This is a genomic window from Candidatus Neomarinimicrobiota bacterium, from assembly GCA_012964825.1.
In the GTDB taxonomy this organism is placed as follows: Bacteria; Fidelibacterota; Marinisomatia; order Marinisomatales; family S15-B10; genus UBA2125.
This window is the reverse complement of sequence record DTTI01000062.1, coordinates 1-26,441: the sequence shown is the minus strand read 5'-3', so window position 1 is coordinate 26,441 and position 26,441 is coordinate 1. Positions and strand designations below refer to the sequence as shown.

The window sequence follows — 26,441 nt, the reverse complement described above, 5'->3', positions numbered from 1 at the left end:
AGCTATTGTGAGGGCTGAAGATCAAAAAATAATCACAACCATTCCCGGTCCAGAGTACGGCGATTATTATTATCACAGGGATATGATGACATACGGCGATTATCTGTACGTGTGTCATGAGATGACAGGAACAAATCAGGGTATACAAATTATTGATTTGAGTCCGCTACCTGATTCAGTACGCTACGTCACATCGTATGACGAAGTCGATTATGCCGGTGCTTACGCAACCACATCTCACAATCTTTTTGTAGATGAGGCAACGGCAACCCTTTACTTGGTGCGATCATCCTATGATGGGTTTCGGGTTGTTTCTCTGGATGATCCTGAAAACCTTAACGAGGTTGGTGTTGCTGAGACGCCTGGTATTCACGATCTTTTTTCCAGGAAGGATACCGTCTTTGTAGCTGAAGGATATAACAAATCTTTCTCAATTTGGGACGTAACGGACAAGGAAAACGGGCCAGAATTTATAGTGAGGGTTAACGTACCTGGTGCTGGATATGTCCACACCGTTTGGACCACTGATGATGGGCAGTATCTCATGACGGCTGAAGAGACGGCTAATAAAACAGTGAAGATGTGGGATATTAGGGATTATGATGATATTGAACTAGTAGGTGAGTATCTCGGTGAGAGCAAGCTGGCGCACAATGTCCATATTAAAGATGATCTTGCTTTTATATCTCATTACGCTACCGGTGTAACAGTAGTGGATATTTCTGATCCCACTGATCTCCGGGAGGTAGCGAGATACGACACTTTTGTAGCACATGACCGCTCAAGCTATTACGGTGCATGGGGTGTTTATCCTTATTCGCCAAACGACTATGTTTATGCCAGTAATGTTGAAGGTCATTTGGATATTCTCAAGTTTCAGGAAGTGTCAAGTTCTGTCAGTGAAAATGCTCTGTTACCCACAAAGATTTCCCTTAATCAAAATTTTCCTAACCCGTTCAACGGTGAGACGTCCATCTCTTTCGGTCTATCGACAGAAGAATTGGTGAAACTTGAAATCTACAATGCTCTGGGTGTCAGGGTGAAAACCATTGCCGATGGGCGGTTCTCGGCGGGCCGGTACCATTTCCGCTGGAATGGTAGTAGAGCTCCCAGCGGTGTCTATTTTGCGCGTCTTTCCACCGGACGAAGTGATGAAGTTGTGAAAATGCTTCTGTTGAAATAGGCATGGATCTGGTTCATCTTTTCGAATTGCTGAATAAATTTCTGGCTTGGGCTTTGTTTTATCTGTTTCCATCGGTAAAATGATTATTGTTATATCATTATGGAGGTCTTCATGACAAGACATTGTTCTTTGCTTTTGGTTATATCTTTTATCGCATTGCTCTCTTGCGATGAGAATGCTGACTGTCCCGACTGTGGTAAGATCACTGAAGGATATTTGTTTAAGAAAGTGACCCAAGACGACTTTGCCGCTTTCTCTGGAGTGAGCGGTATAGAGGTAGATGCCTGTATGAGATACAAGGTTACCAGCGGTGAAATTACCTCAAATACTATAACTATAATGGACGACTGTTGTTGCGAGTGATGCCACGCCCTGCGACACCACTTTAGTGAAACTTATTGCGGGCGTTGATGAGGCGGGGCGGGGCCCAATTGCCGGACCCGTAGTGGCTGCGGCTGTCATTTTACCTGAAGGGTGCCAGATCGAGGGAGTGAGAGACTCAAAAAAAATATCAGAAAAAAAGCGGGAGGTCCTTTACGGTCATATTCGAAATGTTGCCACATCTGTTGGTGTGGGAATCGTCCATGAGGACGATATAGAAAAGCTGAATATTCTCCAGGCTACACACAGAGCCATGCGGCTGGCTCTGGGGGGATTGTCACCCCAGCCGGATGAAGCATTGATTGACGGACACGGTCTGCCCGACCAGGTGGTAAAGAACAAGGGTATCATTGATGGTGATGACAAAGTACATACTATCAGTGCTGCCTCCATCATTGCAAAAGTGACCCGCGATAGACTCATGAGGAATTATGATATTGTCTTTCCTGAATACGGTTTTACCAGACATAAAGGTTACGGAACAGCCGAGCACCTGTTAAATTTGCGTAACTATCTCGCCTGTCCTATTCATCGGAAATTATTTCGCCCAGTAAGTGACCATATGCCTTCATTGACTCATCTTAAAAAACAACGGTTGCTGGGAAAATGGGGAGAACGGTTGGCCGCCCGGGAACTGATCCGGAAAGGATACTGTGTTTTAACAATGAACTATAGCGCTGCACCTTATGGTGAGATTGATGTTGTGGCCAAAGAAGATGATACAGTGGTATTCCTAAAGGTGAAATCGGCGGCACAAGAAAAACTGGGCAGGCCGGAAGATGAAATGAATGATTCAAAAGTTGAGAAACTTTTTAACGCCATGAATATTTACTTGTCAAATAATGAATCCATATCAGACTGCAGATTTGATCTTATGACTGTCCGTTTTGGTAATGGCAGGCCACAGTTGAACCATTACATCAATTGTCTCGACTGATTAACAGGATGACAGTTTTCAATAAGGTTATTATACCCTTCTTTGTACAGTCGCCAATCATAAGCTAAATTCGCCGCCTATGTACGATAATCGAGTTGCACGAATATTGCAGGAGATCAAATCTCTTCTGATTATTCTTATTATCGCTCTTTCTCTGAGGGCCACCGTTGTTGAGGCATACATCGTTCCTACGGGCTCCATGGAAAACACCATCATGACAGGTGATTTTCTTATCGGCAACAAGTTTGTCTACGGTATGCGGACGCCCGACTGGATCGGTATTCCATACACCCAACTGGGCTTCTATGTACCATGGTTACGGTTCCCCCATTTCAGAAAACCCCACCAAGGAGACGTGGTCATTTTCAAATATCCTCGCGACCATTTCCAGAAGTATGTAAAAAGGTGCGTTGCTGAGCCGGGCCAGACTATTAAGGTTCGGGGAAAGAAAGTTTGGGTAGACAGCGAAGAATTCGAACTGCCGGAACATGGGAAACTGATTGATCGAACAGTTCTCCAAAACGGGCTCAGGCAGCCGGGGATATTTTTGCGGGAAGAGTGGAACAGGGATAATTTTGGTCCCATCAGATTACCTGCCGCTGGGGATGAGGTTGCCATCAACAAAGATACCGACTGGGATTATCTACTTCCTCTTATGCTCATGGATGGTCATGAGGTGACGCTTAAAGGGAATGGTATAACAAGTGAATACATTTTTACTATGAAGGACGCCAATGATATCGCCCGGCGGTATGTGTCCGGACTTGGAAAGTGGATCCACAATATTTTTTACTCAGAACCTTACCGTCCGGAGAAAATGGAGAGGCTATACAAACAGTACTATAATCAGCACAATCCTGATGGGGAGCTTTTAAACGTATGGAACTTCCAGTTTACTGATGAGGCGCTGAACTTCCTCTGGATGGATGGTGAACCCATGAATTGGATTTCAAGCTATAACGTAGAGCAAAATTACTACTGGATGATGGGGGACAATCGTGACGACAGCGCCGATTCCCGGTATTGGGGGTTTGTGCCGGAAGAGCTGATTCTTGGTGAGGCTGTTATTATCTATATGTCTTGGGGTTTTAATGGTGATGGGCCCCGTTTCAACAGGATTGGCAAAATTATATCATAGAGAGTCCTTCCACAGTTTTTCTTTGAGATTCTCTCAATCTTTGCTTAGACTTGGTGAATCCGAGGTTAGTTCAAAAATCCTCATAAAGATATTGTGAAGTTATGCTGAGCGCTATCGCCTTTGCCATTAAGATACTCGTGGCTGCAGCTTTTGTTGTTGCTTTCTCACTGGGAAAAGGAACAGCCATGCCAAGGGACCGCGTCGGCTTTTATGCCCTAATATCTGTGGTGACGGCAGCTGTTACAGCCGTTTCACAGGAGTTAAATTCAGGATTGCTGGCCGGTGCCGTGTTTGTGGTCATCGGTTTTATTTCTTACAGTCAGTTTCAAAACGAGGGAGACTTATTCGAAACTCTTCAAGCCATATCACCACTCTGGGTAGTTACAGTTATTGGGATGTGCTGCGGCGTTGGAATGCTCCTTCAAGGTGCTTTCCTGACGTTCCTCGCTTATTATTTGCTGAACTATTTCCCTTATCTGCTGGGGCATGATAATAAATCAGAACAGGCGGAGAGCTAAAATTCTCCTGGAGGATTAGAGATGAGACATTTGATTATTTGCGTTATGATGCTTTTTGCCACACTTTTTGCACAGGAAGAAGCCGACACCACGTTTATGGAAGAAGATGACCTTATGATGGAGGAAACTGAGGAGGACACCACCGAGATTTCCGATGAAGCAGTACCGGCTGCCAGTGAAGGGCTGGTTGTTGGCTATAAAGGGTTGGCGTGGGGAGCAACCATTGATCAGCTTCAAGGGCCTGCTGAGGATGCTGCTGCTGGCGGGACCATAGACAGTTTAGGTACCAGTAAAACAATCCACGGAACGTTAGGTGATGACACTGTCTCTTTCATATATCACTTTTCTGATCTTGGATTTTGGAAAGTGGTCATTGATTATGGTGACCTTGATCTTAATGAAGGGATTGATGAGTATATAGCACATTTCCAACGCATCGAAAAAGCGCTCTCTGAAAAATACGGTTCTCCCATGAGAACTAGCCAGAATGAGATGGGTACAGACAGGGAGTACCTTTTCTCAAGTTTTCCCAAGCTGAGTCGTGCCTATTTTCGCTCTTCCTGGTCTGTTGAGACGGCTAGCATTGAACTTCTCCTTGAAGCTGTGGTGCCACAGTCAACTAACGATCCTCCTGTGTTCGAAGAGACATCGCGATCCGTAAGGCTTTACTACTACAATACCCAATTTTTCAACACCGCTGTGGATGATACTACCGGTGCGACAAGTGAAAAATCGTTGAGTGACATCTATTAGCGGGTCGGGCAGAAGAACCTCGGCCAGGCTTACCTGTCTCTCTTTAATATTTCTTAACACTTTCCGGTTTTCCTCGTGCCAGTCCAACCTGCCAATGGTGCGAACTTTCGAGTATACCAGCATCAAGAGAGATGCTCTCAAAGAGGCACAGATCGTCTTCGAAGAGCTTGGCTATAAGATTTCAGATTATCATGAGGTAGACAACTACTTCACAACTGAACTGCGGATTATCAATCGACTGTTCAGGCCGATCTACTATGTTGCTTTTGTCAGTGCACAGGACAGATTGACTATCGTCATTTATTCTGAGGTCAGGACCTTCCGCCGAGCTTCAAAAGTGGGTGTTGCATCAGGAAGTGAACAGGTGATGCAGGATGCTTCCAACAATCTCGGCGACCGTTTCCAGCGGGCTATTTTCGATCCCGTTATAGAAGCGATAGAATTAAAGGGGTTTGCCAAATGGGACAGGGTGCTGGACAATAAAAAAGAGGATGTTGCGATCCGTGAAGCGGAGGAATTGAGACAGATGGTATTGGGCAAGGAAATAAAATTGGAAAGAGAACAAACTTTGAAAGAACGTCAAATGAGATTAAGAGCCTATAACGAGTATCAAGAAGACCAGAGGTACATAGCCGTGCGTGAAGGGGAACATCAAGTTGAATTTTGGCCAGAGAGGCAGAATTGGTCCATTGTTGAATTGTCAAAATCATTGCAAAGAAATCGTGTGGCGTTCGATTCCGTTTTTCGGGATGTTTTGACTACCCACCAGGATGTAAGGGGTAGAGGGGCAATGTTGTGGATACTTGCCCCTGATGGTCGGGTAGTCGATATTAGAATAGTAATGAGGTCATCTTTCAAAACGCCGGAAAATGAACTCCGTGATCGCTTAATTTCCACACTACGTTCTGTCTATTTTAGTGGCGGGGAGGAATATCTCAGGCTCCGCCAAATTTTTTCTTTCGAGGGTAGTTATCACAATCTCAAGATTCAGTATGAACGTCCGGTTATGACAGGTATATTTTCTGAATATCCGGCTCCTGACATAGACGTCCTAGCTGATACGCTGTTTGCCAATTGGCCAAAACAACAGTTGCCGGCTATATTAAAAAAATAGTTGATGTTACCCGGTGATTTTGCTAACCTTTGCACCCGCAATTGTGCGGTGTATCTTAACTATTTGGGTTTTATTGAAATGAGAGGAGAATTAAATTACATTCAATGTGGCACATTCGTCCGCATTGATAAGTAAGAACTGTTATTGAATAGATATAATGGGTGTAGATCTACAAAATGCTGATGCTAGGAAAAGTTATCTTTCTGAGAAACTTGATGACCTGATGGATGGTATCAATGACTCTTACGGTACAGTTTTGATGGATGAACTCATATCACGGTTGGAGAGAACAGTCAGCGAATTCAATAAAGAAGTTCAGACACTCACGGGCCAACTGAAAGTAAATAGCGATCGCCGGGATGAATTGTTGGAAAAAATAAGGTCCGGTGTCATGGAAGACGTCACAGATACTTCATCGGAACCAGTTTCGGACAAAAAAGAAATTAGTGCATGGGAACGTAAACTTGAGGAGATGGAAAAGAAATAAAAGGGAGAGACGATGGAAACCAGGGATAAGTTGTTGATATTGATTGTGGTTGCATGGATTGGCGCCGCCGTGTACTTCAAATCGACCACCGACCAAATGTTCGCAAGAATGGATGATATGGAGCAACTCCAAATCAAGCATGTTGACGATGTTAACAAAGAATTTAGGAGTGATCTGAAAACGCTTAATCTCCAGTTCATAGGTCGTGGAAAGCACCTTCGCAAAGCTCAAAAAGATATTGTGTTCAATACACAGCGCATCAATCATGTGACCGATTCACTTGGTCGTAACATTGAAACGGTGGCGTTGGATCTGGAAAATTTTCAACGTGATACTGAACAGTCCTTTGCGAACGAAGCTAAAGCCAGGGAAGAACACGAGACAGACTTTAACTCATTCAAGCGCCAGCAGCGAAGATTCATCGGTGATTTGGATCAGCGACTCACAACAGTGGAGACAGATGTAACGGATCTGAATGAGCGTGTACCACCAAAGGAGGTGGATGAGAAAAAAACTGGGCGTAATCGCTAGACTCTAGTCAAAAATAAAATAAAAAAAGGGGGATGCCTGTGTTCCCCTTTTTTTATTCTTTTTACTCAATTATCAGGTATGTACATAAAAATAGGGGTAGTCTTCTTCATGACCTCGGAGCATTTAGAAGATCTACCCCTACCTCGCGGGAGAGGCTTTTCAGGGCCTCGAAGAAAAGATACGGTGTGATTCTCATTTGTGTCAAGCTTTTTCGAGTAATAGAAAAATCATCTCTAGTAAAGCATCAGAGGTGGATATTCTTCCTTGTTATAGTCGGTAAACAATTTTACCTAAAGTAACCATTAAATTAAATAGGCTGGTTTTAGATATTCCTTATAAAGTCCTTTAGATAGTCTTTCCTAACGTTGGTTCCCCCTTATTTGTGGATAAGATGTGGGTAATAAATAAACTAATGCTTCAAGGCAAATAAAGAATTAATTGAACCATGGGACTTCGGATAATTATTGAATTAGGAACTGGGTAACTTAAAAAAGAAACGTAAAGAAAATATGTGCCGGGAGAGGGACTTGAACCCACACGATGTTGCCATCACCTGATTTTGAGTCAGGCGCGTCTACCAATTCCGCCATCCCGGCAAAATAGTCCGATTGGGAGGCGGGAAAAATATAGACTTCGTCTCTGATTTGTCAATATATTTCGAATCCTCAATCTGAACTGTTTCAGATTTGTTATCTGTGGAACAATACGCTACACTCGCTGCTCTTTTTCTTGATAATTGCCGCCGTCACGCTAATCGACAAACATACTATTGTAAAAATAATGATGGTATTTGGAATAGTTTCAGCTTTAGAGAAATTGAACAAATCGTTACCAAGTTGTCTTTTGGACTTTCTGCATCGAGCGTTGGTAAAGGAGACCGAGTTGGAATCATTTCTAATAATCGTCCTGAATGGGCCATGGCCGACTTCGCCACAATTTGTCTGGGTGGTGTTACAGTTTCCATATATCCAACGCTTGTCCCCAATCAAATAAAGTACATCATTATCAATTCAGAGGCCAAAGTGGTCTTTGTAGAGGACAAGGCACAAGCTGAGAAGATTGTTTCATTCATTGAAGATACAACATTCTTGGAGATGATGGTGGTGATGGATAATAGCTCCATTGACCATCCAGCAAGTATTACCTGGGATCAGCTTTTGGAAAAAAGTAAACAGGAAATAAAAATGAGATCATTGGAAGTTCTTATTAATGCTGTCCGATCGGGCGATCTGGCTACCCTTATTTATACTAGTGGAACCACGGGAGACCCTAAGGGTGTAATGCTAACACATGAAAACATCATTTCTGACCTTATTTCTGTTCATCAAGTCACACCTACTGATGAAACTGATGTCCATTTGTCATTTCTTCCTTTGAGCCACAGTTTCGAAAGGACCGTAGGTCATTTTGGTGTATTTGGTGTGGGCGGAGAAATTCACTATGCTGAAAATATAGAAACCGTTGGTGCAAACATCATGGTAGTCCGTCCTACCGTATTCATGAGTGTTCCCAGATTCTATGAAAAAATGTACAAAAAAATCCTCGACTATGTGGCCAATAAAACCTTCATTAAACAGAAGATTTTTTGGTGGGCTATCAATATAGGGAAAAAAGCTTTAAGATTCAGAATGACGCACCAATCAGTGCCATTAGGACTGAAATTCCGATGTGCCGTAGCTGACAGGCTTGTTTTTACTATGATAAGAGAAAAGTTTGGAGGACGATTGAAGCACTGTATTTCAGGGGCGGCCCCTCTTTCTAACAAAATAGGGGAATTTTTTGGTGCTGTGGGGATTGTTATATTAGAGGGTTACGGACTGACGGAGACAAGTCCAGTGATGACAGCTAGCAGTATTGACGATTTCAAATTTGGCACAGTTGGTAAACCAATTCCCGGAATGGAGGTGAAGATCGCTGAAGATGGGGAGATTATGAACCGCGGTTCAAATAATATGTTGGGTTATTACAAAGATGAAGAAGCCACCAGAGATACCATTGATGAAGACGGCTGGCTTCACACCGGCGACATAGGAGAGTTTGATGGAGATAGGTTTTTAAGAATTACTGATCGGAAGAAAAATATAATTGTCACCAGCGGTGGGAAGAACGTTGCTCCATCGCCGTTAGAGAATTCACTCATTGCCTCAAAGTACGTTGAACAATCTTTGGCAATAGGCGACGAACGCAATTTCATATCAGCACTTATTGTGCCAGCTTTTGAAGTGCTGAAAGGTTACGCGGTAAAAGAGGGGATCAAATTTGATGATAGTGAAGATCTCGTAAAGGATGAACGAATCCTTTCACTGTATGACGGAATTGTGAATAAGGCCATGAAAAACTTTTCAAGATATGAATCTATTCGAAAATTTGAGTTACTTAGCAATGAATGGACAATCAACAGTGGAGAGCTGACGCCAACACTAAAAATTAAACGGCGAATCATTGAAGAAAAATATGTTGATTTAATCGATAAAATGTATAATTCCACAACAATAAAGTCAGAAGGAGCAAATGAAAAAAATATCTAGAAGAAAGTTCATAAAAACGAGCACAACAGGCATGGCCGTTGCTACGGCGACACCAATGTTAGCTGCTCGTGCTTTTTCATCTGCTCCAGGTTCCGAGAAAAATGTTCTGGTTTTGGGGGCTGGGCTTGCCGGTTTGAGTTGTGCTTATGAGTTGGACAAGGCTGGTTATGATGTCACTGTCTTAGAGGCTAGAACCCGACCAGGTGGGCGAGTAAGAACCTATCGTGATCCATTTGCCGATGGGCTTTACGCAGAAATGGGTGCTGAATATGTGGATGCAAGCGATACCTACGTACGCAAATATTGCAAAAAGTTCGGCCTGGAACTCCTTACGGCTAAACTCTATGATGGTATTTATGTCCGTGGACGCCGGTACTCAATGTCTGATTTCATAAAACAGAAACAGACCTTGCCTTTTGAAGGCGTAGAACCGGGTAAACTATTTGCCAACGAGCGGAAATATATCAAACACTGGTTCAACAAGATTGATGATATAAATAACCTCCCTCCTGAGGTATTGGACCTAGATAAAATGTCCGTGGCAGAACTGTTGAAAAAAGAAAAAGCACCGAGAGATATTGTTGAACTATATACATATACAAACGCCACTGAAAGTACTATTAGACCGGATCAGGCAAATGCCCTTAGTTTTGTTCTGGGTCATTACCATGCATTAGGATTTAACGAAAATACAGATGAAGGACGAATCTTGGGCGGTAACGATCAGCTGCCTAAGAGTTTTGCTAGGGAGATTTCAGAATCAATTAAATATGGGAAGCCCGTACGGAAAATATCGATGAGGGAAAAAGAGGTTGAAGTGTCGTTTGAAGAAGGGGGTAAAATGGCCACAATTACCTCACCCCGTGTTGTTATTGCCATGCCCTTTAGCACCTTGCGGAAGGTGACCATGTCAAACAGGTTTCCTGATGATAAGATGAAGTGCATTCGGGAACTTCAATATGGCGAAGTGATGAAATTTGCAATGCAGTTTAAAAGACGTTTCTGGAATGATCCCGGTAGTGTTGGTCAGAGAGTTTTCACTGATACACCGCTGAGACGCGTTTATCATTTCCCTATCGACCAGCCCGGTCCGCGAGGACTTTTGGTTACCTTCACCTCTGCTGAAGATGCCAAAAAAATAGGCCGGCTCACGCCTGAGAACAGACTGATCAAAGCCAGAAAAGTGGTATCAGAGATATGGAATGAAGCGGAGAGATACTGGGAGAATGGCACGATGAAATATTGGAATGAAGATCCCTTTACTCAAGGAAGCTATTCTAGCCTTGGGGTTGGTCAGTCAAGGGACTTCAGGGCAATTGCCGGGCGCCAGGAAGGAATTGTCCATTTTGCCGGTGAACATACCACAGGTGCATCCATGAACGGTGCTATCAAATCTGGTGTTAGAGTTAGTGAAGAGGTTCGTAAAACTATCGGTTAGTGGCAATTAATTATCCCATAAAAAATGTAGTGATTCTAGGTGCAGGATCATGGGGCGGTACCATTGCAGAGCACCTGGCGAAAAAGGGGCACCATGTCACCGTCTGGCACAAGAACGTGGAGGAACTGAAACAGATGGCTGAAAAGCGAACCCATCCGTTCTTTGACGGCTTGCAATTCTCACCTTCCATTCGCTTCGTTGAATCCATGGATGATGTGGGAAAACCTGAGCTGGTGGTCTTGGGAATCCCATCCCAAGGAGTAAGGGATGTGATGAACAGTCTCCCCAAGTTATTTGAGAGTATCGTATATGTAAATCTTGCCAAAGGAATCGAAAATGAATCGCTGAAACGGATGAGTGAAGTGATTATGGAGTGCGGGGATATAGCTGAGAAAAATGTAGTAACCCTCTCCGGGCCAAGTCATGCCGAAGAGGTGGCTCGAGGCTTGCCAACTACTCTAGTGGCCGGTGGTGTGGACTCCAAATCAACAGACCTTGTTCAAAAAGTTTTTTCTTCACCATCACTGCGTGTTTATGTTAACAGCGATATTGTGGGGGTAGAGCTGGGCGGTTCGGTGAAGAATGTTATTGCCTTGGCAGCTGGGGTGTGTGATGGCATAGGCTTTGGCGATAATACTAAAGCTGCTCTTATTACACGCGGAATTGTGGAAATCACCCGGCTGGGTGTTGCCGTAGGATCGAAACCGGAAACATTTTCGGGCCTCAGTGGAATTGGTGATCTTATTGCCACCTGCTTGAGCCGGCACAGCCGGAACCGCTACGTGGGCGAACAGATCGGCCAAGGACGCTCTCTGGATAAGATTCTTGACGAAATGATAATGGTGGCGGAAGGGGTAAAGACGTCCCTTTCGGTAAAAGCGCTATCTGAAAAACAATCAGTGGAGATGCCCATATGTGATGCGGTATATGAATCCCTCTATGAGGGACGGGACCCGAAAGAAGCGGTAAGCAAACTTATGACCAGGGAGTTAGGCAGTGAAGAGGATTGATGCCAAATAGGGAGATTTCCTTTTTCTATCTCTGTTCAATTGAATAAGCCTGCCTAATTTCTCAATCTATGCCCCCGTAGCTCAGTTGGATAGAGCATTCGCCTCCTAAGCGAAGGGCCACAGGTTCGAATCCTGTCGGGGGTACCAGTCTATATTTCGGTTAGAAAGCCGGTAGCTGATAAAATCAGCTAGAGGATTTAAATTATCTGGCATTTTTCTTAGGAATTAAAATTGCTTAAACCAAAAAGAAAGATCACAATAAAAGAGATTAAACAGGATCCTCTTTTGGAGACAATCTATAAGGGGAAACAGTTTTTTGAGGATAACAGAAAACTAATTTTCCGAATAGGGGGAGGGGTGTTGATTGTAGCGGTGGCTGTTCTTCTCATCCGTTCGAGTCGTTCTGGTGCTTCCACAGAAGCCGACGGGATCCTGGCGTCAGCTATGAGTCATTACCAGGCGGGAAACAACATCGAAGCAGTTACCGACCTTGATCAGCTCATTGACCAGTATAGTTCCACAAAAAGCGGTGAAACAGCATTATATTATCTTGCTCAGGTTCAGATGAACACCGGTAACGATGCCGAAGTCAGGGAATATGCGGAGAGTTACGCAAGAAACGGTTCATCACCATCTCTCAGGACCGGGGCCTACCAAATGCTGGGTGAATTGGATGAAAAAGGAGGAGACTATTCCGGGGCGGCCGAAAACTATGAGCTAGCTGCTGAAATTGCAGTTACTGAAATTTCATCCCGGCGTAATATGCTGAGAGCGGCTGACTGCTATCTAAAGAGCGGAGATCTGGACAAGGCTGATTCCCTCATCAATAAAGTTGGGCCGGAAGAAAACACCCTTGATCAACTTCAGGGTGAAATTTCCAGGATAAAATCCAAATATCTTGTTTTAAAGTCTAAGTCATAGCACCTGTTAGTTTCTCTGTTTTACTCAGAGTATTTGGTTTGGTGCCGTGCTGATTATCCTCTAACTTAATATGCTGTATGTGGGTCTGAAACCCACATTTTTGTATCAGGCTATTTGAAAAGTCGGAATGACAGATGGTTTTGAGTGAAATTCTCGAGGAAATTGTCACAGGGTCAGAGGTGTTTCTAGTTGACTGTACTGCCTCAGGCGATCATGCGAAATTAGTTGTGGATACAATAGAGGGTATAACCCTCAATGAAATTTCCCAACTGACTCGCACCATAAAACAGGATCCTCGTATTGGTGAGCTCTTTCATGGTGGCATAAGGCTGGAAGTGACCTCTCCGGGAATCGATTTTCCAATGACGGAGAGGTTCCAGTATGAGCGCAACGTGGGACGTCAGGTGAGAATTTATCATGAGCTCGATGGAATTCCCAATCCGGCAGAAGGTAGAGTGGTCAGCGCTGAAAAATCGGTAGTTACCATCGAAAATAAAAAAGGTCTGCTTCTATTTCGCTTTGGCGATATAGAAAAGGGACTTATTGTCATCCGTTAAGCTTCTTAGGAGAAAGTGTTGGACAAACAGGAACTGATTCAGAGTTTCTCTGACATTGCAAAAGAGAAAAATATTGACAGAACCGAGATCGGTACGATTCTCGAAGAACTGTTCAAATCTTTGATCGAGCGTCAATACGGCTCAGCGGAGAACTGCGACGTTGTAGTAAATATTGAGCGTGGCGAGCTTGAAATTTACCAGGATAAGGAAGTAGTTGAGGAAGTAGAAAATCTCGGCACTGAAATTTCCTTGAAGGACGCTCAAAAAATCGAACCTGATATGCAGCTGGGTGATCTCTTTGTGGACGTTATTGACCCCACCTCTTTCGGTCGTCGGCTTATCGTCGCCGCCAAGCAATTTTTAAGTCATCAGATCAAAAATATCGAAAGAAAACATTCCTTCGAAAATTATTTCAACAGGGTGGGTGAAGTGGTCATCGGTGATGTGCGACAGGTGAACCGGGACAATATTCATATTCATATAGAACAGAGTGAACTACGCATGCCCCGCACGGAAACGATCCACAATGAACGCTACAGAAGAGGTGAGACCCTTAGAGCACTGGTAAAATCCGTGGAAATGAGAGCTAGTGGCCCGGATATTGTTGTCTCCCGTGCTGACAATCAGTTCCTGGCTAAACTTTTTGAGATGGAGGTTCCTGAAATCGAAGACGGCATTATCGAGATACTGACCATTGCCAGGGCGCCAGGCCAGCGTGCGAAAATTATTGTCCAGTCTCATGACAGAAGAATTGATGCTGTGGGTGCCTGTGTTGGCATGCGTGGAAGCAGGATCCAGGCGGTGGTGCGGGAGCTTAATGGTGAAAAGATTGATGTGATTAACAAAAGTGAGCAACCTGAGGTACTCATCTCCAGAGCCCTCTCACCGGCAAAACCGTTGAACCTTTATATCGATGATGATGCAAAGTATTGTGTGGCAGTTTTCGATGATGAGGAAATGGATTCAGGTGTGGGACGCAACTACCAGAATATTAGTCTGGCTGCCGAGGTGACTGGTTATAAAATAGAGGCTGTGAAGCAATCAGAATATGAAGGTACAGCGGTTAATAAAGACCAGGATGTGTTTCTCGAACAAATCGATACTTTGACAAAACGGATGGTATCACTCTTGAGCGAAATCGAAATCAATACCGTGGAGGATTTCAATACCGCTTCTGAAGAAGATATTCTCGCCATTAAAGGCGTAGGTGCGAAAATGCTTGAAACTGTCTCAGAGCGGATAAAGGAATATCTCGCTTCCATTCCCGAACCACCTAAGAAAGAAACGAACGGCGAAGTAGTGGAAGAGGTTGGGGAGGCTGATGAAGTTCCGGCAAAAGAAACAGAGGATGATATCGGAAATGTTGAGCTTGAGGAGGCATCTAATTGACAGAATTGGCTTCACCAAAACGTAGAATTGTTCAGGTCGCCAAAGATCTGAATATCTCTCACCTGGATATCATGGAATTTCTCGATAGCCAGGGAATCAAGGTTATAAGCCATATGAGTCCACTGTATGAGGAAGCCTATCAGCTTGTCATTGAAGAATTTGAGAAAGATCTCCAGACTGTTGAACGTTACCGTAAAGAAAAAACCCGGAAAAAGATCCATTCCCGCATGATTGAGGAAAAGATGAACGAAAGTTCATCTCTTGAAATCCTGATGCCTGATGAAGAGGAAAAAGTCGATAAGGTGGCAATCGAAGATCCGGCTGAGACCGATATAGCCGAATTGTTAGACGCCGAGCCTGATCAGCAAGATGGCAAGGAAAAAGATGTTACAATTGACGGAGAAATGGATGAGACATCTGACGAGATTAAGGTGGGTAAAAAACTTATTACGGAAAAACCTCTGACTGAGCCTGATGTGGAGAAAGTGGCGCCAAAACCCAAATTCCGGAAAGTAGACCTTTCAGAGATACAGTCAAAGATTGAGAGTCCCCGTCGCCGGCCCGCAAAGCCGACTAATGGCGAAAAAGAGGAAAAGGAAGACATTTCAGTTACATCCACTATCAAACGTACCTTGGCGGCCATGGACCACAAGGCCAAGAAGAAGCGTTACAGGAGAGAAAGGGGTGAGGGCGAGGAAATTGACTTTGGGGAGGAAGTTCAGAGCATAAACGTTCGTGATTTCATGAATGTTCATGAATTGGCGGAAGTTCTGGATGTGAGCCCCACTGACATCATAAGCAAATGCCTGGAACTCGGTATTATCGCCACCATGAACCAAAGGTTGGAGTTTGCCACCATATCCCTAATCGCCGAAGATTTCGGCTTCAATGCTGTTCTCATGGAAGAGGAAGTGGAGAATGTGTTGATGGAAAATGATGAGGAAGAAAACATCGAACTCCTGAAACCTAGGGCCCCGGTGATCACTATAATGGGTCACGTGGATCACGGCAAAACATCTCTCCTCGATTATATCCGTAGGGAAAATGTGGTGGCCGGCGAAGCAGGTGGTATTACGCAGCACATAGGTGCTTATGAAGTGTTTCTTGAGGACGGAGGCCGAAGTGTCACATTTTTGGATACACCCGGTCACGAGGCATTTACAGCTATGCGAGCCCGCGGAGCCCAGGTTACGGATGTTGTCATTCTTATTGTGGCCGCTGATGATGGCGTAAAACCTCAAACCACTGAAGCCATAGACCATGCCAAAGCTGCCGGGGTTCCCATTGTGGTTGCCATAAACAAAATTGACAAGCCAAATGCCAACCCTGATGTTGTAAAGAAAGAGTTATCTGACAATGATGTTCTGGTTGAAGACTGGGGCGGTAAAGTACAGAGCGTTTCAATTTCCGCAAAAACGGGTGAAGGTATTACTGACTTGCTGGAGTTGCTCGCATTGGAGACAGATGTGCTGGAACTGAAAGCAAATCCTGATGCACCGGCCCGCGGTATTGTCATTGAATCCCGACTTGATAAAGGGCACGGACCTATTGCCACTGTCCTGATACAAAAAGGCACCCTGAGGCCTGGTGATATTTTTATCTGTGCTAATAAAAATGGTAAAGTGAGAGCCCTTATGAATGAACGGGGTGTCAGGATAGAATCCGCTGGACCGTCGCAGCCTGTGCAGATACTTGGGTTCCAAACAGTACCTCAGGCAGGTGACAATTTGACTGTTGTTGATGATGAAAAAATTGCAAAAAAGATCTCTGGAGAAAGAGACAGAATTCAACGTGAAATAGATCGCCAGAAAATTCACACCATGTCCCTCGATAGACTGTCGGCCGATATTCGTGAAGGGGCAGCCAAACTTTTGCCTCTTGTGTTGAAAGCGGATGTGGACGGCTCCATTGAAGCACTAGTAGATGCTCTATCTCATATACCGAGTGATGAAGTGAAAGTGGATATTGTCCATCGCGGTGTGGGAATCATTTCAGAATCTGATATTTTGCTCGCCACCGCTTCTGGTGCTGTTGTTATCGGTTTCAACATATCTGTCAATCCAAACGCCACGCTTTTAGCGAAAAACAACGGCGTCGACATCAGAGTTTACAATGTGATTTACGACGCTATTAATGAGATCAAGCTGGCGCTTGAAGGACTCTTGGAGCCTGACATTGTTGAAAAGCCTCTTGGTCAGGCGGAAGTGCTGCAGATCTTCAAAATTTCAAGACTTGGTACTATTGCTGGCTGCAAAATGATCGAAGGTATTATTTCCCAGAGCGATATAGCTAGGGTACGCCGTGATGGGGAAATCATCAAAGAAGGAAAAATTACTTCCCTTAGACATTTTCAAAATGACGTAAAGGAAATCGATGCCGGTAAGGAATGCGGCATCGGAATTGAAGGAATGAAAAACTTCGAGGAAGGTGACCTCATCGAGACTTACACAACCGAGGAAGTCAAGAGGACTTTGAAAGCTTGATGGCTTATATTGTCAATCCATGTATGAAGAAGTTGATTAGTTGATTTTTAGAAATATGAAACCATGGCTGTTGGAATTCTTCACCTTGAACTACAACTATTGAGCCCGCGCTCACTTAAAGAAAAACGCTCAATACTCAAGCCTCTCAAGAATTACTTGCAGAAGACACACGGAGTGTCTGTGGCTGAGGTGGCTCATCAGGACAAATGGCAGTTGACCGGGCTTGAGATCGCCCTTGTCTCCAATGACAGATCATTTCTCCAGACCACTCTTTCGCAACTAAGTATATCTTTGGAAACCAGATTTCCCGTGATTCTTTTTAGAGAGGAAGTGGCATTGAGATGAGAACCCGTCCTTATTCAAGACCGAATCGCTTCGGCAATGAACTGAGGAAACTGCTTAGTGAGATTATTTCCAGAGAACTAGATACATCAAAAGTGGGATTTGCAACTGTTACCACCGTCAAAATGACCAATGATCTGAAAATAGCTAAAGTCTATATAAGTGTTCTTGACACTGGGCAAAAAGATAAAGAAATTGAAACATTCTTCAATTCCCGGGCCAAATTCCTCCGGGGGCGGCTAGGAAGCCATCTCACTTCCAAATCGATTCCTGAATTGAAATTTTTTTATGACGACACTTATGAGGAGGCGGAAAAAATCGACCGCCTTATTGCTAAAATCCAACCTCAGCGAATGGTAAAGTGATTGTTGCTCTTAACAAACCTGTGGGATGGACATCCTTTGATGTGGTAAACAAAGTGCGTCGCCTTACAGGGGAAAGAAAAGTAGGTCATGCCGGCACACTGGACCCTTTTGCTGAAGGGGTGTTGGTTGTAGGGATTGGTCGTGAATCAACGAAAAAGCTCACTAAATATTCAAATCTATTCAAAACCTATGAAGCGACTCTCCATCTCGGCACCTCCACCGATACCCTTGATGTGGAGGGGAAAGTGACAAAGGAGAAACCTGTTCCACATCTTGATAAAAGTAAGGTTCTTGTTCTCTTATCCCAGTTCCTCGGTAAAATTCAACAGGTGCCACCCATGTATTCAGCAAAAAAGTTGAACGGGCAAAAACTCTATGAACTTGCCAGGAAGGATGTAACTGTTGATCGTGAGGCTGTGACGGTAAAAATTGATGAAATCGAATTACTCTCTCTTATAAGCCATTGCATAAAATTCAGAGTTAAATGTTCAAAGGGAACTTACGTGCGGCAACTCGGTGCTGATATGGCGGAAAAACTTGGAACGGTTGGGCACCTTACTGCCCTCAAAAGAATAGCGGTGGGAGGTTTAATGCTAAAGGATTGTGTTGGCTTTTCCGAGATTGAAGAAAAATGGATGTCTACCGTCGTATAAAGGATGTGCCTATCATCAAAGAGACCGTTTTGACAATCGGATCATTTGACGGTCTACACCGGGGTCACCAGGAAGTGGTCCGGCGTGTTGTTACCACTGCTAAGGCCGTTTATGCCACCTCGGTGGTAGTTACTTTTCATCCCCACCCCAAAACTGTGCTTATGGATGGTGAAGACTTTGAGCTACTCATGAATATTGACAAAAAACTGGAGCTTCTGGAAATCATGGGTGTGGATGTAACGCTGGTTGTTCCATTCGATAAAGAATTTGCCGCCACACCGGCACCGGAGTTTCTCGAAACAGTCCTTGTAGGGAAATTCAATCCTTCCAGGATTATAGTCGGCTATGATCATCGATTCGGTCATGAACGTAAAGGAGATGGAAAGTTCCTTTCGCTAGAAAGTGATAACTACGGTTATGCTCTTGAAGTTGTTTCAAGTGTGGGCGACCAGGATGTGATTTACAGCAGTAGTAGGTTGAGGAAACTTATTAAGGAAGGGCATGTCCGACGGGCTTCCTACGATCTAGGATGGGTTTACGGTTTTGATGCTACTGTGGTTCATGGATCCGGCCGAGGGCACGACCTAGATTATCCAACGGCTAATTTTGTACCTAAATTTGATCAACAGCTTCTTCCTTGTCCCGGTGTTTATTTAGCTCGAGGTACATTTGGACATGAGTGGCTCTACGGCATGGCTAATCTTGGTACGCGGCCTACATTTGGTGAAAAAGATTTTGTTATGGAAATACATTTATTCAATGGCCAGGTTGAAGATCTCTATGACCAGACCATTGAAGTACAGTTTCTCGAGAGGATTCGGGATGAGAAAAAATTTAGTTCAGCTGAAAAATTGGTGGAACAGTTACACAAAGACAAGGCATATTGCCTCGAGAGAATAGATATTTACAAACAGGAGAATAGATGACACTGACAACTGAAAAAAAGATTGAACTTGCAAACAAGTTCGGAAAAGACGATAAGGATGTCGGTTCTGTAGAAGTACAAGTTGCTTTTTTAACCGAACGTATCCGGTCCCTGGAGAGCCACTTTGTTAAACATAAAAAAGACAATCATTCCAGACGCGGTCTCATCATGATGGTAAGCAAACGTAAGAAGCTATTGAAATATCTTATGCGCAGAGACTACGACCAGTATCAAAACCTTATAAGTGAACTAGGTATAAGAGGTTAAAACAAAATAAAAAAGAAAGAAGAACAATGAAACCAAGAAAACAAACCATCGAACTAGCGGGGAAGACGCTAACACTTGAAACAGGCGTTATGGCTAAACAGTCAGCCGGCTCCGTAACAATAACATACGGAGACACCGTTGTCCTCTGTGCAGTTAATGCTGAAGCTGAACCGAGAGTAGGGCTTAATTTTTTCCCTCTTTCCGTTGAGTATCGCGAACGGTTTTATGCCGCCGGTAAGATTCCCGGCGGTTATTTCAAAAGGGAAGGACGACCAGCTGAGAAAGAGATTCTGGCAGGCCGCCTTACTGACAGGCCCATCCGGCCTCTTTTCCCTGAGGAATTCCGGTGTGAAACGCAGGTAATGATTAACCTTCTGTCATCCGACCAGGAGACACCAGCGGACATACTGGGTACTATAGGTACATCGGTAGCTCTCATGCTTTCCGATATTCCGTGGAATGGCCCTGTAGCCGCAGTGAGGCTTGGTTATTTGGATGAGAAACCTGTTGTTAATCCCACTTTCCAGCAGATTAAAGAGAGTAAACTCGATCTAGTCATGACTGGCACTGAAGAGGCCATCATTATGATGGAGGCTGAGGTAAAAGAGCTTTCTGATGAGGAAATCCTCACCGTGGTCCAGTACGGTCACGAAGTAATCAAGGATATCGTGAATTTCCAGAATGACTTCGTTAAGGGTATTGCAAAAGCAAAACGGGAGCTTGTAATCGATGATAAAGACCCTGCTCTAGTTGAAGCAGTGAACTCCAAAATGGGAGGGAAGATCCCAGGCCTGGTCTCCGGCGATGGCAAGAATGATCGGAGAAAGCTTGTGAATGATTTTAAGAATGAAATGATTGAATCCCTTGAAGAGGAATATCCTGACTGTGCCGGTTTGGTCAAAGGGATGATCGATGACGCAGTAAAGAAAGAGCTCAGGAGACGAATCCTTGAAGAAGGGAAACGCTCAGACGGACGGGGAATGGATGAAATTCGCCCCATCTCCATGTCTCAGGGTGTACTGCCAAGGGCTCACGGCAGTTCTCTTTTCACACGCGGAGAAACTCAGAGTCTGGCAACCGTCACACTAGGGACAAAATCAGACGAACAGTTTGTCGATGACCTTGACGGGGAGTTTAAGAAGCGTTACATGCTTCACTATAACTTTCCTCCTTTTAGCGTTGGAGAAGTAAAGCGATATCTTGGTGTCAGTCGGAGGGAGGTAGGTCACGGGAATCTTGCAGAGCGGGCCTTCCGTTTCGTCATGCCTGAGTTTGAGGATTTTCCTTACACAATTCGTGTTGTGTCGGACATTCTAGAATCGAACGGCTCGTCTTCGATGGCGACTGTTTGTTCAGCCTCTCTTGCTCTCATGGATGCCGGCGTGCCGATAAAATCTCACGTGGGTGGGATCAGCGTTGGTTTAATAACAGACGGTGACAAATCCGTCATGTTGACTGACATACTTGGTGAGGAAGATCACTTCGGAGATATGGACTTTAAGGTGGCAGGAACTAGGAATGGAATTACATCCTTTCAGGTTGATCTTAAGATTGCCGGTCTCTCAATGAATCTGGTAAAACAAGTGTTTGAGAAAGCGAAAGTAGGTCTCGAGTTCCTGCTTGATAAAATGGAAGCTGAAATCAGTCAACCGAAACAGACCCTGTCTGACTATGCGCCTAAGATAGATCATATTCAAATTGATCCTGAAAAGATTGGTGGAATCATCGGTCCTGGTGGCAAAATGATACGCTCAATCCAAAGTAATTTCGAATGTCAAGTTGAAGTGGATGATGATGGTATTGTGGTTATCTCCTCATTCAGCGCTGAGAATAATCAAAAAGCTAGAGACATGATCGAGGCCATCATAAGAGAGCCAGAAGTTGGGATGGTGTTCGAGGGGGAAGTCAAACGCATTATGAACTTTGGTGCTTTTGTTGAATTTTCTCCAGGTAAAGAGGGGCTTTGTCATATTAGTCAATTGGCTTATGAACGGACTGAAAAAGTGGAGGATGTGGTCAACATTGGTGATGTAGTGAAAGTTAAAATCATCAAAGTCGATGATATGAACCGTATTGATGTAAGCATGAGAGCTCTCCATGATCCCCCTGAAGGATGGGTTGAGCCCCCAAAGCGTGAACGTAGACCTCCTAGACGTGGCGGTGGTGGTTACGGTCGTCATTCAGGCAATCGTCCCCCGAGAAAAAATTTCTAACGCGGGGAACGATAGTCAACTAATAAAGGAACCGCTTAAATGAAATCTGAGATACCCGTCAGTCAACGTGCTGCGGGTATCGAATATGCTATACGCGATGTGGTGGTCCCAGCCACAGAATTGGAAAAGCAGGGACACCATATCATTAAGCTCAATATTGGCGACCCTCTCGCCTACAAAGGTTTTTCCACACCCGCGCACATGGTTGAGGCGGTTGAAGCAGCGCTGAGAGATCAAAGGAACGGCTACTCACCTTCTTACGGCATTCCTGAATTGAGGGAGGCTATTGCCGAAGATGAGCGAAAGAAACCTAACGGCGGATGGGAATGTTCACCTGATGATGTTTATGTCACCGCCGGCGTCACCGAGGCCTTACAAATACTGTTTGCCTCTTTCCTTGAACCGGGAGACAAAGTGCTTGCTCCAGGGCCTCATTATCCACCTTATATGGCCTATCCGCCCCTTTTTGACGGAAAGGTAATAGAATACCGCCTTAAAAGTGAAAATGGTTGGAAAATCGATTTTAATGACCTTGAGTCAAAACTGGATGAAAGGGTTAAGCTTCTAGCTGTCATCAATCCCAATAATCCTACTGGGGGCATAGTATCGGAGAATGATATAAAACGACTCATGGTGGTGGCATCAAAGGCACCTAATTGTACCATCCTCTCTGATGAGATTTATGATGGATATAATTTTTCTAATTCACACATTTCTACCGCTTCTCTGACAGAAGTACTACCCGTTATCACACTGAACGGTGTTTCCAAAGTGTTCTATGCACCAGGGTGGCGCGTTGGTTATATGGCGTTTCAAGACACCAGGGGACGACTCTCAAAGGTTCGCGACGGTGTTGAACGCCTCCTTAGGAGCAGACTGTGCGCCTCCACACCGGCCCAGTACGGCTTTTTAGCAGGCCTTACTGGTCCCCGGGACTGGATGGCGGTGTATCGCCAAAAACTTTTGGAGCAGCGGGATTATTGCGTTTCACGGATTAAGGGTATAGATGGCATGGAGTGTGAAACACCTGAAGGTGCTTTTTACATGTTTCCAAAACTGACCCGGGAAAAATGGGCGAATAACGATAAACAGTTTGTGCTGGATCTTCTCCATGAAGAACATGTGTTACTGGTACACGGTTCAGGTTTCAGTAGTGAATATGGTAGTGGTCATGTACGGCTTGTGTTTCTCCCGGGTACAGAGATCCTTGAGGAAGCATTTGACCGCATAAACCGGTTTATGAACTGAAACGAAGAAGTTGTTGAACTATGGTATCTTTTTCGTTAATATCAAGTAAAGCTTTAAACTATTCACATGGCGGAAAAGAAAATCAAAAAACTGTATTACTCTATCAGCGAAGTGAGCGAGATTACGCAGTTGAAGCAGTACGTTCTCCGATATTGGGAGACGGAGTTTCCCATGCTTCATCCCAAAAAGAATCGAGCTGGGAACCGCAGTTACCGTCAGTCAGACATTGACACCATCTTGAACATTAAGGATCTTCTTTATAATCAGAAATACACTATCGAAGGAGCGCGGGAAAGATTGAAGACAGGTAATGTGGAAGTTCCGTCATCAGATGCCAATACAATGAAATATCGAGAGCTGGTTAAAAGTATAAAAAAAGATCTGCAATCACTTCTCAAGAGCCTCAACAGTTAGGCTGCAATACTCTCCATTTTATTATTTTCAGGAATTTATCATGAGTAATTTGAAGAGCAAATTATTAGCTGAATTTCGGATACTGTACGGAGCGTGGCGCAGTCCGGTAGCGCACTGCAATGGGGTTGCAGGGGTCGCGAGTTCAAATCTCGCCGCTCCGACATATTTTTAGTTGACCATGATTCACCAATCATTACTAACAAGAGCTACCTTACTAGCTGTCTTTTTTTCATCGGCAATTGGCCAGCGAATTGAAGTCCCAATCACTGAATTCAAACTAGAAAATGGTCTGAACGTGATTCTTCATGAAGATCACTCCCTGCCAACGGTGAGCGTCAATGTGTGGTACCATGTAGGATCGGGTCGGGAGAAGCCGGGAAGAACAGGTTTTGCTCACCTTTTCGAGCACATTCTCTTTGAAGGTTCGGCCAACGTACCAGAAGGGATGTTTGACCGATGGCTTGAAGAGGCCGGAGCGAGAAATAACGGTTCAACTACTGAAGACCGTACTAACTATTTTGAAGATCTGCCATCGAACGCACTCGAACTTGCCTTATTTCTTGAGTCGGACAGGATGGGGTATCTCCTTGACGTAGTGACATCTGATCATGTTGACGGCCAACGTGATGTGGTGAAAAACGAGCGAAGACAGCGAATCGAGAACCAACCCTACGGTCGTATTCGCATTACTTTGCCGGAGTTACTTTATCCTAAGGATCATCCCTATAGTTGGTCTGTTATTGGATCTATGGAGGATCTCTCCGCTGCAACTGATGAGGACGTTAAAGAGTTCTTTCGGGACTTCTATGGACCAAATAACGCCAGTCTTGTTGTGGCAGGGGATATACAAACAGAGAAAGCAAAAAAACTGATTGAACATTGGTTCAGCGATGTGCCGAGAGGAAGAGAGCCTCCACATGTTTCTTTGCCTGAGGCATCACTTGAAAATGAAAAGCGTGTTTTTTTTCAAGACCGAGTACAGCTTCCCATGATTCACATGGCGTGGCTTTCCCCACCTATCTTTACTGAAGAGGACACAAAGCTTGATGTACTGGCGGATATTTTATCGGACGGAAAGAACTCTCGACTTTATAAGATACTTGTTTATGAACAAGAAGCAGCGCAAACGGTGTCGGCTTATCAGTCGTCGAATAAATACTCATCCAGTTTCAACATCTTTGCTTTGGCGAAACCTGGACATACCCTGGATGAACTTGAAGGATTGATCATTACGGAAGTTGATAGGGTAAAGAACATAAGTATAACCCAGCGTGAACTGGAACGTGTGGTAAATCAGTATGAGGCATCATTCTTCCGAAGTATTGAAATGGTCGGTGGTTTTAGAGGAAAAGCTGATCGTCTTAATTCCTATTATTTTTTTAAGGGTCAGGCCGATTACTTCAACGAGGACCTAAATAGATACCGATCGGTCTCAATTTCTGATGTGACTAATTCCGCTAAAAGGTTCTTACCATGGGACAAACGGGTTGTAATCAGCGTGGTTCCTGAAAATGCGCCTGAAATGGCGGCGAAAAATTCTACGGAGATTCATCCAAAATGATACGCCGATTAAGGGTCAAAGTGTTTCAAAAAGTGATTCTCCTCTTTATTGTCGCCATTTTCTCCTGTCAGCCTGTGAAGGTTGAGGTCCCACCAGCACAAACTGTTGAAGCACCAGATAGAAGCGGCCCACCAGAGTCCAGCGTTCCCAAGAAATTGATTTTGCCGGAGATACAGACTTTTGTTCTATCCAACGGTATTCCAGTCTATCTAATGGAAAAACACTCTGTCCCCATCGTTCAGATAATCCTCCAGGTCAATGCAGGAGGAATCCACGATCCTGAGGATAAGATTGGCCTTGCTTCATTTACAGCTTCCATGCTTGATGAGGGAGCGGGTGGAAAAGATGCTCTTCAACTGGCAGACGCCATGGACTTTCTCGGTGGTAATCTTAGCACAGGTTCTGGCCGGTATAATTCAACGGTCTCTTTGAATGTACCGGTGGCGAAGCTCAGTGAGGCGATGGTTCTCATGGCGGATGTTGTTCTTAGGCCAGAGTTCCCAGAAAGTGAGTTGAACAGATTAAAGGTCCGAAGCCTCACATCTTTACTGCAGGAAAGGGACAGTCCCAACGCAATCGCTCGGGCTGCCTATAATAAGGTACTTTATGGAGACCACTTGTTTGGTAGGAAGATAGATGAGTCGAACATCAAATTGACCTCAATACTCGATCTTAAGTCCTTTCACAAAGACCATTATATATCAAACAATGCCTCCTTCATAGTCGCAGGTGATATTGATATGGCTACCATGAAGGAATATCTTGAGAATCATTTTGGTAATTGGGTTGCCGGTGATAATGTATCCATTGTTATTCCTCAAGTACCGCAAGTTAATGCGCGAACGATTTATCTTGTAGACAAGCCTGGATCCGCTCAGTCAATTATCATAATTGGAAGGATAGCTGTTTCCCGATATTCAGAAGATTTCTATCCCATCACAGTTATGAATACTGTGCTGGGAGGTTCGTTCACCTCACGCCTGAATAATAACTTAAGGGAGACTCACGGCTATGCGTACGGCGCAGGATCGAGATTTAGCATGGGTAAACATAAAGGTCCCTTCACGGCATCTGCATCTGTGCAG

General features: G+C 44.4%; 27 protein-coding genes and 3 tRNA genes. 28 read left to right on the top strand and 2 right to left on the bottom strand.

The window, feature by feature from the left end:
- The 9 genes from EYO21_06245 to EYO21_06205 form a co-directional block, all read left to right on the top strand.
- On the top strand, positions 1–1,183 hold a 1,183-nt coding region (locus EYO21_06245; protein ID HIB03406.1), incomplete at its 5' end, for a choice-of-anchor B family protein.
- 111 nt (positions 1,184–1,294) lie between these two features.
- The gene (locus EYO21_06240) at positions 1,295–1,546 is read left to right on the top strand and encodes a hypothetical protein (protein HIB03405.1); all 252 of its coding nucleotides are present in this window, start codon (positions 1,295–1,297) and stop codon (positions 1,544–1,546) included.
- Positions 1,547–1,571: 25 nt separating this feature from the next.
- On the top strand, positions 1,572–2,501 hold the full coding sequence (locus EYO21_06235) for a ribonuclease HII (GenBank protein HIB03404.1): 930 nt from the start codon (positions 1,572–1,574) through the stop codon (positions 2,499–2,501).
- A 79-nt stretch (positions 2,502–2,580) separates the two neighbouring features.
- Positions 2,581–3,639 carry a signal peptidase I gene (lepB, locus tag EYO21_06230; protein HIB03403.1) on the top strand — a complete coding sequence of 353 codons (1,059 nt, stop codon included), beginning with the start codon at positions 2,581–2,583 and terminating at the stop codon, positions 3,637–3,639.
- A 101-nt stretch (positions 3,640–3,740) separates the two neighbouring features.
- On the top strand, positions 3,741–4,157 hold the full coding sequence (locus EYO21_06225; protein ID HIB03402.1) for an MgtC/SapB family protein: 417 nt from the start codon (positions 3,741–3,743) through the stop codon (positions 4,155–4,157).
- Between the two features lie 21 nt (positions 4,158–4,178).
- Positions 4,179–4,910 (top strand): hypothetical protein, encoded by a 732-nt coding sequence (locus tag EYO21_06220; protein ID HIB03401.1) that lies wholly within the window; start codon positions 4,179–4,181, stop codon positions 4,908–4,910.
- A 94-nt stretch (positions 4,911–5,004) separates the two neighbouring features.
- Positions 5,005–6,024 carry a hypothetical protein gene (locus EYO21_06215; protein HIB03400.1) on the top strand — a complete coding sequence of 340 codons (1,020 nt, stop codon included), beginning with the start codon at positions 5,005–5,007 and terminating at the stop codon, positions 6,022–6,024.
- Positions 6,025–6,181: 157 nt separating this feature from the next.
- A complete protein-coding gene (locus EYO21_06210; GenBank protein ID HIB03399.1) occupies positions 6,182–6,511 on the top strand; it encodes a hypothetical protein in 330 nt (109 codons plus the stop codon).
- 12 nt (positions 6,512–6,523) lie between these two features.
- Positions 6,524–7,042 (top strand): hypothetical protein, encoded by a 519-nt coding sequence (locus EYO21_06205; GenBank protein ID HIB03398.1) that lies wholly within the window; start codon positions 6,524–6,526, stop codon positions 7,040–7,042.
- 512 nt (positions 7,043–7,554) lie between these two features.
- Here EYO21_06205 and EYO21_06200 read toward each other — a convergent pair.
- Positions 7,555–7,638 (bottom strand) — tRNA-Leu (locus tag EYO21_06200).
- Positions 7,639–7,728: 90 nt separating this feature from the next.
- On the opposite strand from EYO21_06200, the gene EYO21_06195 reads away from it, so the two are divergent.
- From EYO21_06195 to EYO21_06180, 4 genes are all read left to right on the top strand, one after another.
- Complete coding sequence (locus EYO21_06195) at positions 7,729–9,570, top strand: long-chain fatty acid--CoA ligase (GenBank protein ID HIB03397.1); 1,842 nt, start codon at positions 7,729–7,731, stop codon at positions 9,568–9,570.
- Complete coding sequence (locus EYO21_06190) at positions 9,554–11,008, top strand: NAD(P)/FAD-dependent oxidoreductase (GenBank protein ID HIB03396.1); 1,455 nt, start codon at positions 9,554–9,556, stop codon at positions 11,006–11,008. The genes EYO21_06195 and EYO21_06190 overlap by 17 nt, the downstream gene beginning before the upstream one ends.
- 17 nt (positions 11,009–11,025) lie before the next feature.
- Complete coding sequence (locus EYO21_06185; protein ID HIB03395.1) at positions 11,026–12,018, top strand: NAD(P)-dependent glycerol-3-phosphate dehydrogenase; 993 nt, start codon at positions 11,026–11,028, stop codon at positions 12,016–12,018.
- Between the two features lie 70 nt (positions 12,019–12,088).
- A tRNA-Arg gene (locus EYO21_06180) sits at positions 12,089–12,165 on the top strand.
- Here the strand turns inward: EYO21_06180 and EYO21_06175 are convergent.
- The gene (locus tag EYO21_06175; GenBank protein ID HIB03394.1) at positions 12,124–12,231 is read right to left on the bottom strand and encodes a hypothetical protein; all 108 of its coding nucleotides are present in this window, start codon (positions 12,229–12,231) and stop codon (positions 12,124–12,126) included. The genes EYO21_06180 and EYO21_06175 overlap by 42 nt on opposite strands.
- A gap of 18 nt (positions 12,232–12,249) precedes the next feature.
- Between EYO21_06175 and EYO21_06170 the strand changes: the two genes are divergently transcribed.
- From EYO21_06170 to EYO21_06100, 15 genes are all read left to right on the top strand, one after another.
- A complete protein-coding gene (locus tag EYO21_06170; GenBank protein HIB03393.1) occupies positions 12,250–12,939 on the top strand; it encodes a tetratricopeptide repeat protein in 690 nt (229 codons plus the stop codon).
- Positions 12,940–13,073: 134 nt separating this feature from the next.
- Complete coding sequence (locus EYO21_06165) at positions 13,074–13,496, top strand: hypothetical protein (protein HIB03392.1); 423 nt, start codon at positions 13,074–13,076, stop codon at positions 13,494–13,496.
- 15 nt (positions 13,497–13,511) lie between these two features.
- Positions 13,512–14,885 carry a transcription termination factor NusA gene (nusA, locus tag EYO21_06160; protein ID HIB03391.1) on the top strand — a complete coding sequence of 458 codons (1,374 nt, stop codon included), beginning with the start codon at positions 13,512–13,514 and terminating at the stop codon, positions 14,883–14,885.
- A complete protein-coding gene (infB, locus tag EYO21_06155; GenBank protein HIB03390.1) occupies positions 14,882–17,368 on the top strand; it encodes a translation initiation factor IF-2 in 2,487 nt (828 codons plus the stop codon). Before nusA ends, infB begins: the two co-directional genes overlap by 4 nt.
- 63 nt (positions 17,369–17,431) lie before the next feature.
- Positions 17,432–17,713 carry a DUF503 domain-containing protein gene (locus EYO21_06150; GenBank protein HIB03389.1) on the top strand — a complete coding sequence of 94 codons (282 nt, stop codon included), beginning with the start codon at positions 17,432–17,434 and terminating at the stop codon, positions 17,711–17,713.
- Positions 17,710–18,075: a 30S ribosome-binding factor RbfA gene (rbfA, locus tag EYO21_06145; protein ID HIB03388.1), complete on the top strand. Its 366-nt coding sequence runs from the start codon at positions 17,710–17,712 to the stop codon at positions 18,073–18,075. Before EYO21_06150 ends, rbfA begins: the two co-directional genes overlap by 4 nt.
- Positions 18,072–18,728, top strand: coding sequence for a tRNA pseudouridine(55) synthase TruB (gene truB / locus EYO21_06140; protein HIB03387.1), 657 nt, complete (start codon positions 18,072–18,074; stop codon positions 18,726–18,728). The genes rbfA and truB overlap by 4 nt, the downstream gene beginning before the upstream one ends.
- Positions 18,707–19,654, top strand: a complete 948-nt coding sequence (locus EYO21_06135; protein ID HIB03386.1) for a bifunctional riboflavin kinase/FAD synthetase — start codon at positions 18,707–18,709, stop codon at positions 19,652–19,654. The genes truB and EYO21_06135 overlap by 22 nt, the downstream gene beginning before the upstream one ends.
- Positions 19,651–19,920: a 30S ribosomal protein S15 gene (gene rpsO / locus EYO21_06130; GenBank protein HIB03385.1), complete on the top strand. Its 270-nt coding sequence runs from the start codon at positions 19,651–19,653 to the stop codon at positions 19,918–19,920. The genes EYO21_06135 and rpsO overlap by 4 nt, the downstream gene beginning before the upstream one ends.
- Positions 19,921–19,946: 26 nt before the next feature.
- Positions 19,947–22,133 carry a polyribonucleotide nucleotidyltransferase gene (gene pnp, locus EYO21_06125; protein HIB03384.1) on the top strand — a complete coding sequence of 729 codons (2,187 nt, stop codon included), beginning with the start codon at positions 19,947–19,949 and terminating at the stop codon, positions 22,131–22,133.
- Between the two features lie 39 nt (positions 22,134–22,172).
- A complete protein-coding gene (locus tag EYO21_06120) occupies positions 22,173–23,381 on the top strand; it encodes an aminotransferase class I/II-fold pyridoxal phosphate-dependent enzyme (protein HIB03383.1) in 1,209 nt (402 codons plus the stop codon).
- 66 nt (positions 23,382–23,447) lie between these two features.
- Positions 23,448–23,795, top strand: coding sequence for a MerR family transcriptional regulator (locus EYO21_06115; protein HIB03382.1), 348 nt, complete (start codon positions 23,448–23,450; stop codon positions 23,793–23,795).
- Between the two features lie 87 nt (positions 23,796–23,882).
- Positions 23,883–23,956 (top strand) — tRNA-Pro (locus tag EYO21_06110).
- Between the two features lie 17 nt (positions 23,957–23,973).
- Positions 23,974–25,356, top strand: coding sequence for an insulinase family protein (locus EYO21_06105; protein HIB03381.1), 1,383 nt, complete (start codon positions 23,974–23,976; stop codon positions 25,354–25,356).
- Positions 25,353–26,441, top strand: a 1,089-nt coding sequence (locus EYO21_06100; protein ID HIB03380.1) for an insulinase family protein, incomplete at its 3' end; no start/stop codon positions are given. The genes EYO21_06105 and EYO21_06100, both read left to right, overlap by 4 nt.

Excerpts from the sequence above, each read along its gene's own strand:
- EYO21_06240 (HIB03405.1), top strand. The coding sequence starts at position 1,295 with ATGACAAGACATTGTTCTTTGCTTTTGGTTATATCTTTTATCGCATTG.
- lepB (HIB03403.1), top strand. The coding sequence starts at position 2,581 with ATGTACGATAATCGAGTTGCACGAATATTGCAGGAGATCAAATCTCTT.
- EYO21_06225 (HIB03402.1), top strand. The coding sequence starts at position 3,741 with ATGCTGAGCGCTATCGCCTTTGCCATTAAGATACTCGTGGCTGCAGCT.
- EYO21_06220 (HIB03401.1), top strand. The coding sequence starts at position 4,179 with ATGAGACATTTGATTATTTGCGTTATGATGCTTTTTGCCACACTTTTT.
- EYO21_06215 (HIB03400.1), top strand. The coding sequence starts at position 5,005 with ATGGTGCGAACTTTCGAGTATACCAGCATCAAGAGAGATGCTCTCAAA.
- EYO21_06210 (HIB03399.1), top strand. The coding sequence starts at position 6,182 with ATGGGTGTAGATCTACAAAATGCTGATGCTAGGAAAAGTTATCTTTCT.
- EYO21_06205 (HIB03398.1), top strand. The coding sequence starts at position 6,524 with ATGGAAACCAGGGATAAGTTGTTGATATTGATTGTGGTTGCATGGATT.
- EYO21_06190 (HIB03396.1), top strand. The coding sequence starts at position 9,554 with ATGAAAAAAATATCTAGAAGAAAGTTCATAAAAACGAGCACAACAGGC.
- EYO21_06175 (HIB03394.1), bottom strand. The coding sequence starts at position 12,231 with ATGCCAGATAATTTAAATCCTCTAGCTGATTTTATCAGCTACCGGCTT.
- EYO21_06165 (HIB03392.1), top strand. The coding sequence starts at position 13,074 with ATGGTTTTGAGTGAAATTCTCGAGGAAATTGTCACAGGGTCAGAGGTG.
- EYO21_06150 (HIB03389.1), top strand. The coding sequence starts at position 17,432 with ATGGCTGTTGGAATTCTTCACCTTGAACTACAACTATTGAGCCCGCGC.
- rbfA (HIB03388.1), top strand. The coding sequence starts at position 17,710 with ATGAGAACCCGTCCTTATTCAAGACCGAATCGCTTCGGCAATGAACTG.
- EYO21_06135 (HIB03386.1), top strand. The coding sequence starts at position 18,707 with ATGGATGTCTACCGTCGTATAAAGGATGTGCCTATCATCAAAGAGACC.
- rpsO (HIB03385.1), top strand. The coding sequence starts at position 19,651 with ATGACACTGACAACTGAAAAAAAGATTGAACTTGCAAACAAGTTCGGA.
- pnp (HIB03384.1), top strand. The coding sequence starts at position 19,947 with ATGAAACCAAGAAAACAAACCATCGAACTAGCGGGGAAGACGCTAACA.
- EYO21_06120 (HIB03383.1), top strand. The coding sequence starts at position 22,173 with ATGAAATCTGAGATACCCGTCAGTCAACGTGCTGCGGGTATCGAATAT.
- EYO21_06115 (HIB03382.1), top strand. The coding sequence starts at position 23,448 with ATGGCGGAAAAGAAAATCAAAAAACTGTATTACTCTATCAGCGAAGTG.
- EYO21_06105 (HIB03381.1), top strand. The coding sequence starts at position 23,974 with ATGATTCACCAATCATTACTAACAAGAGCTACCTTACTAGCTGTCTTT.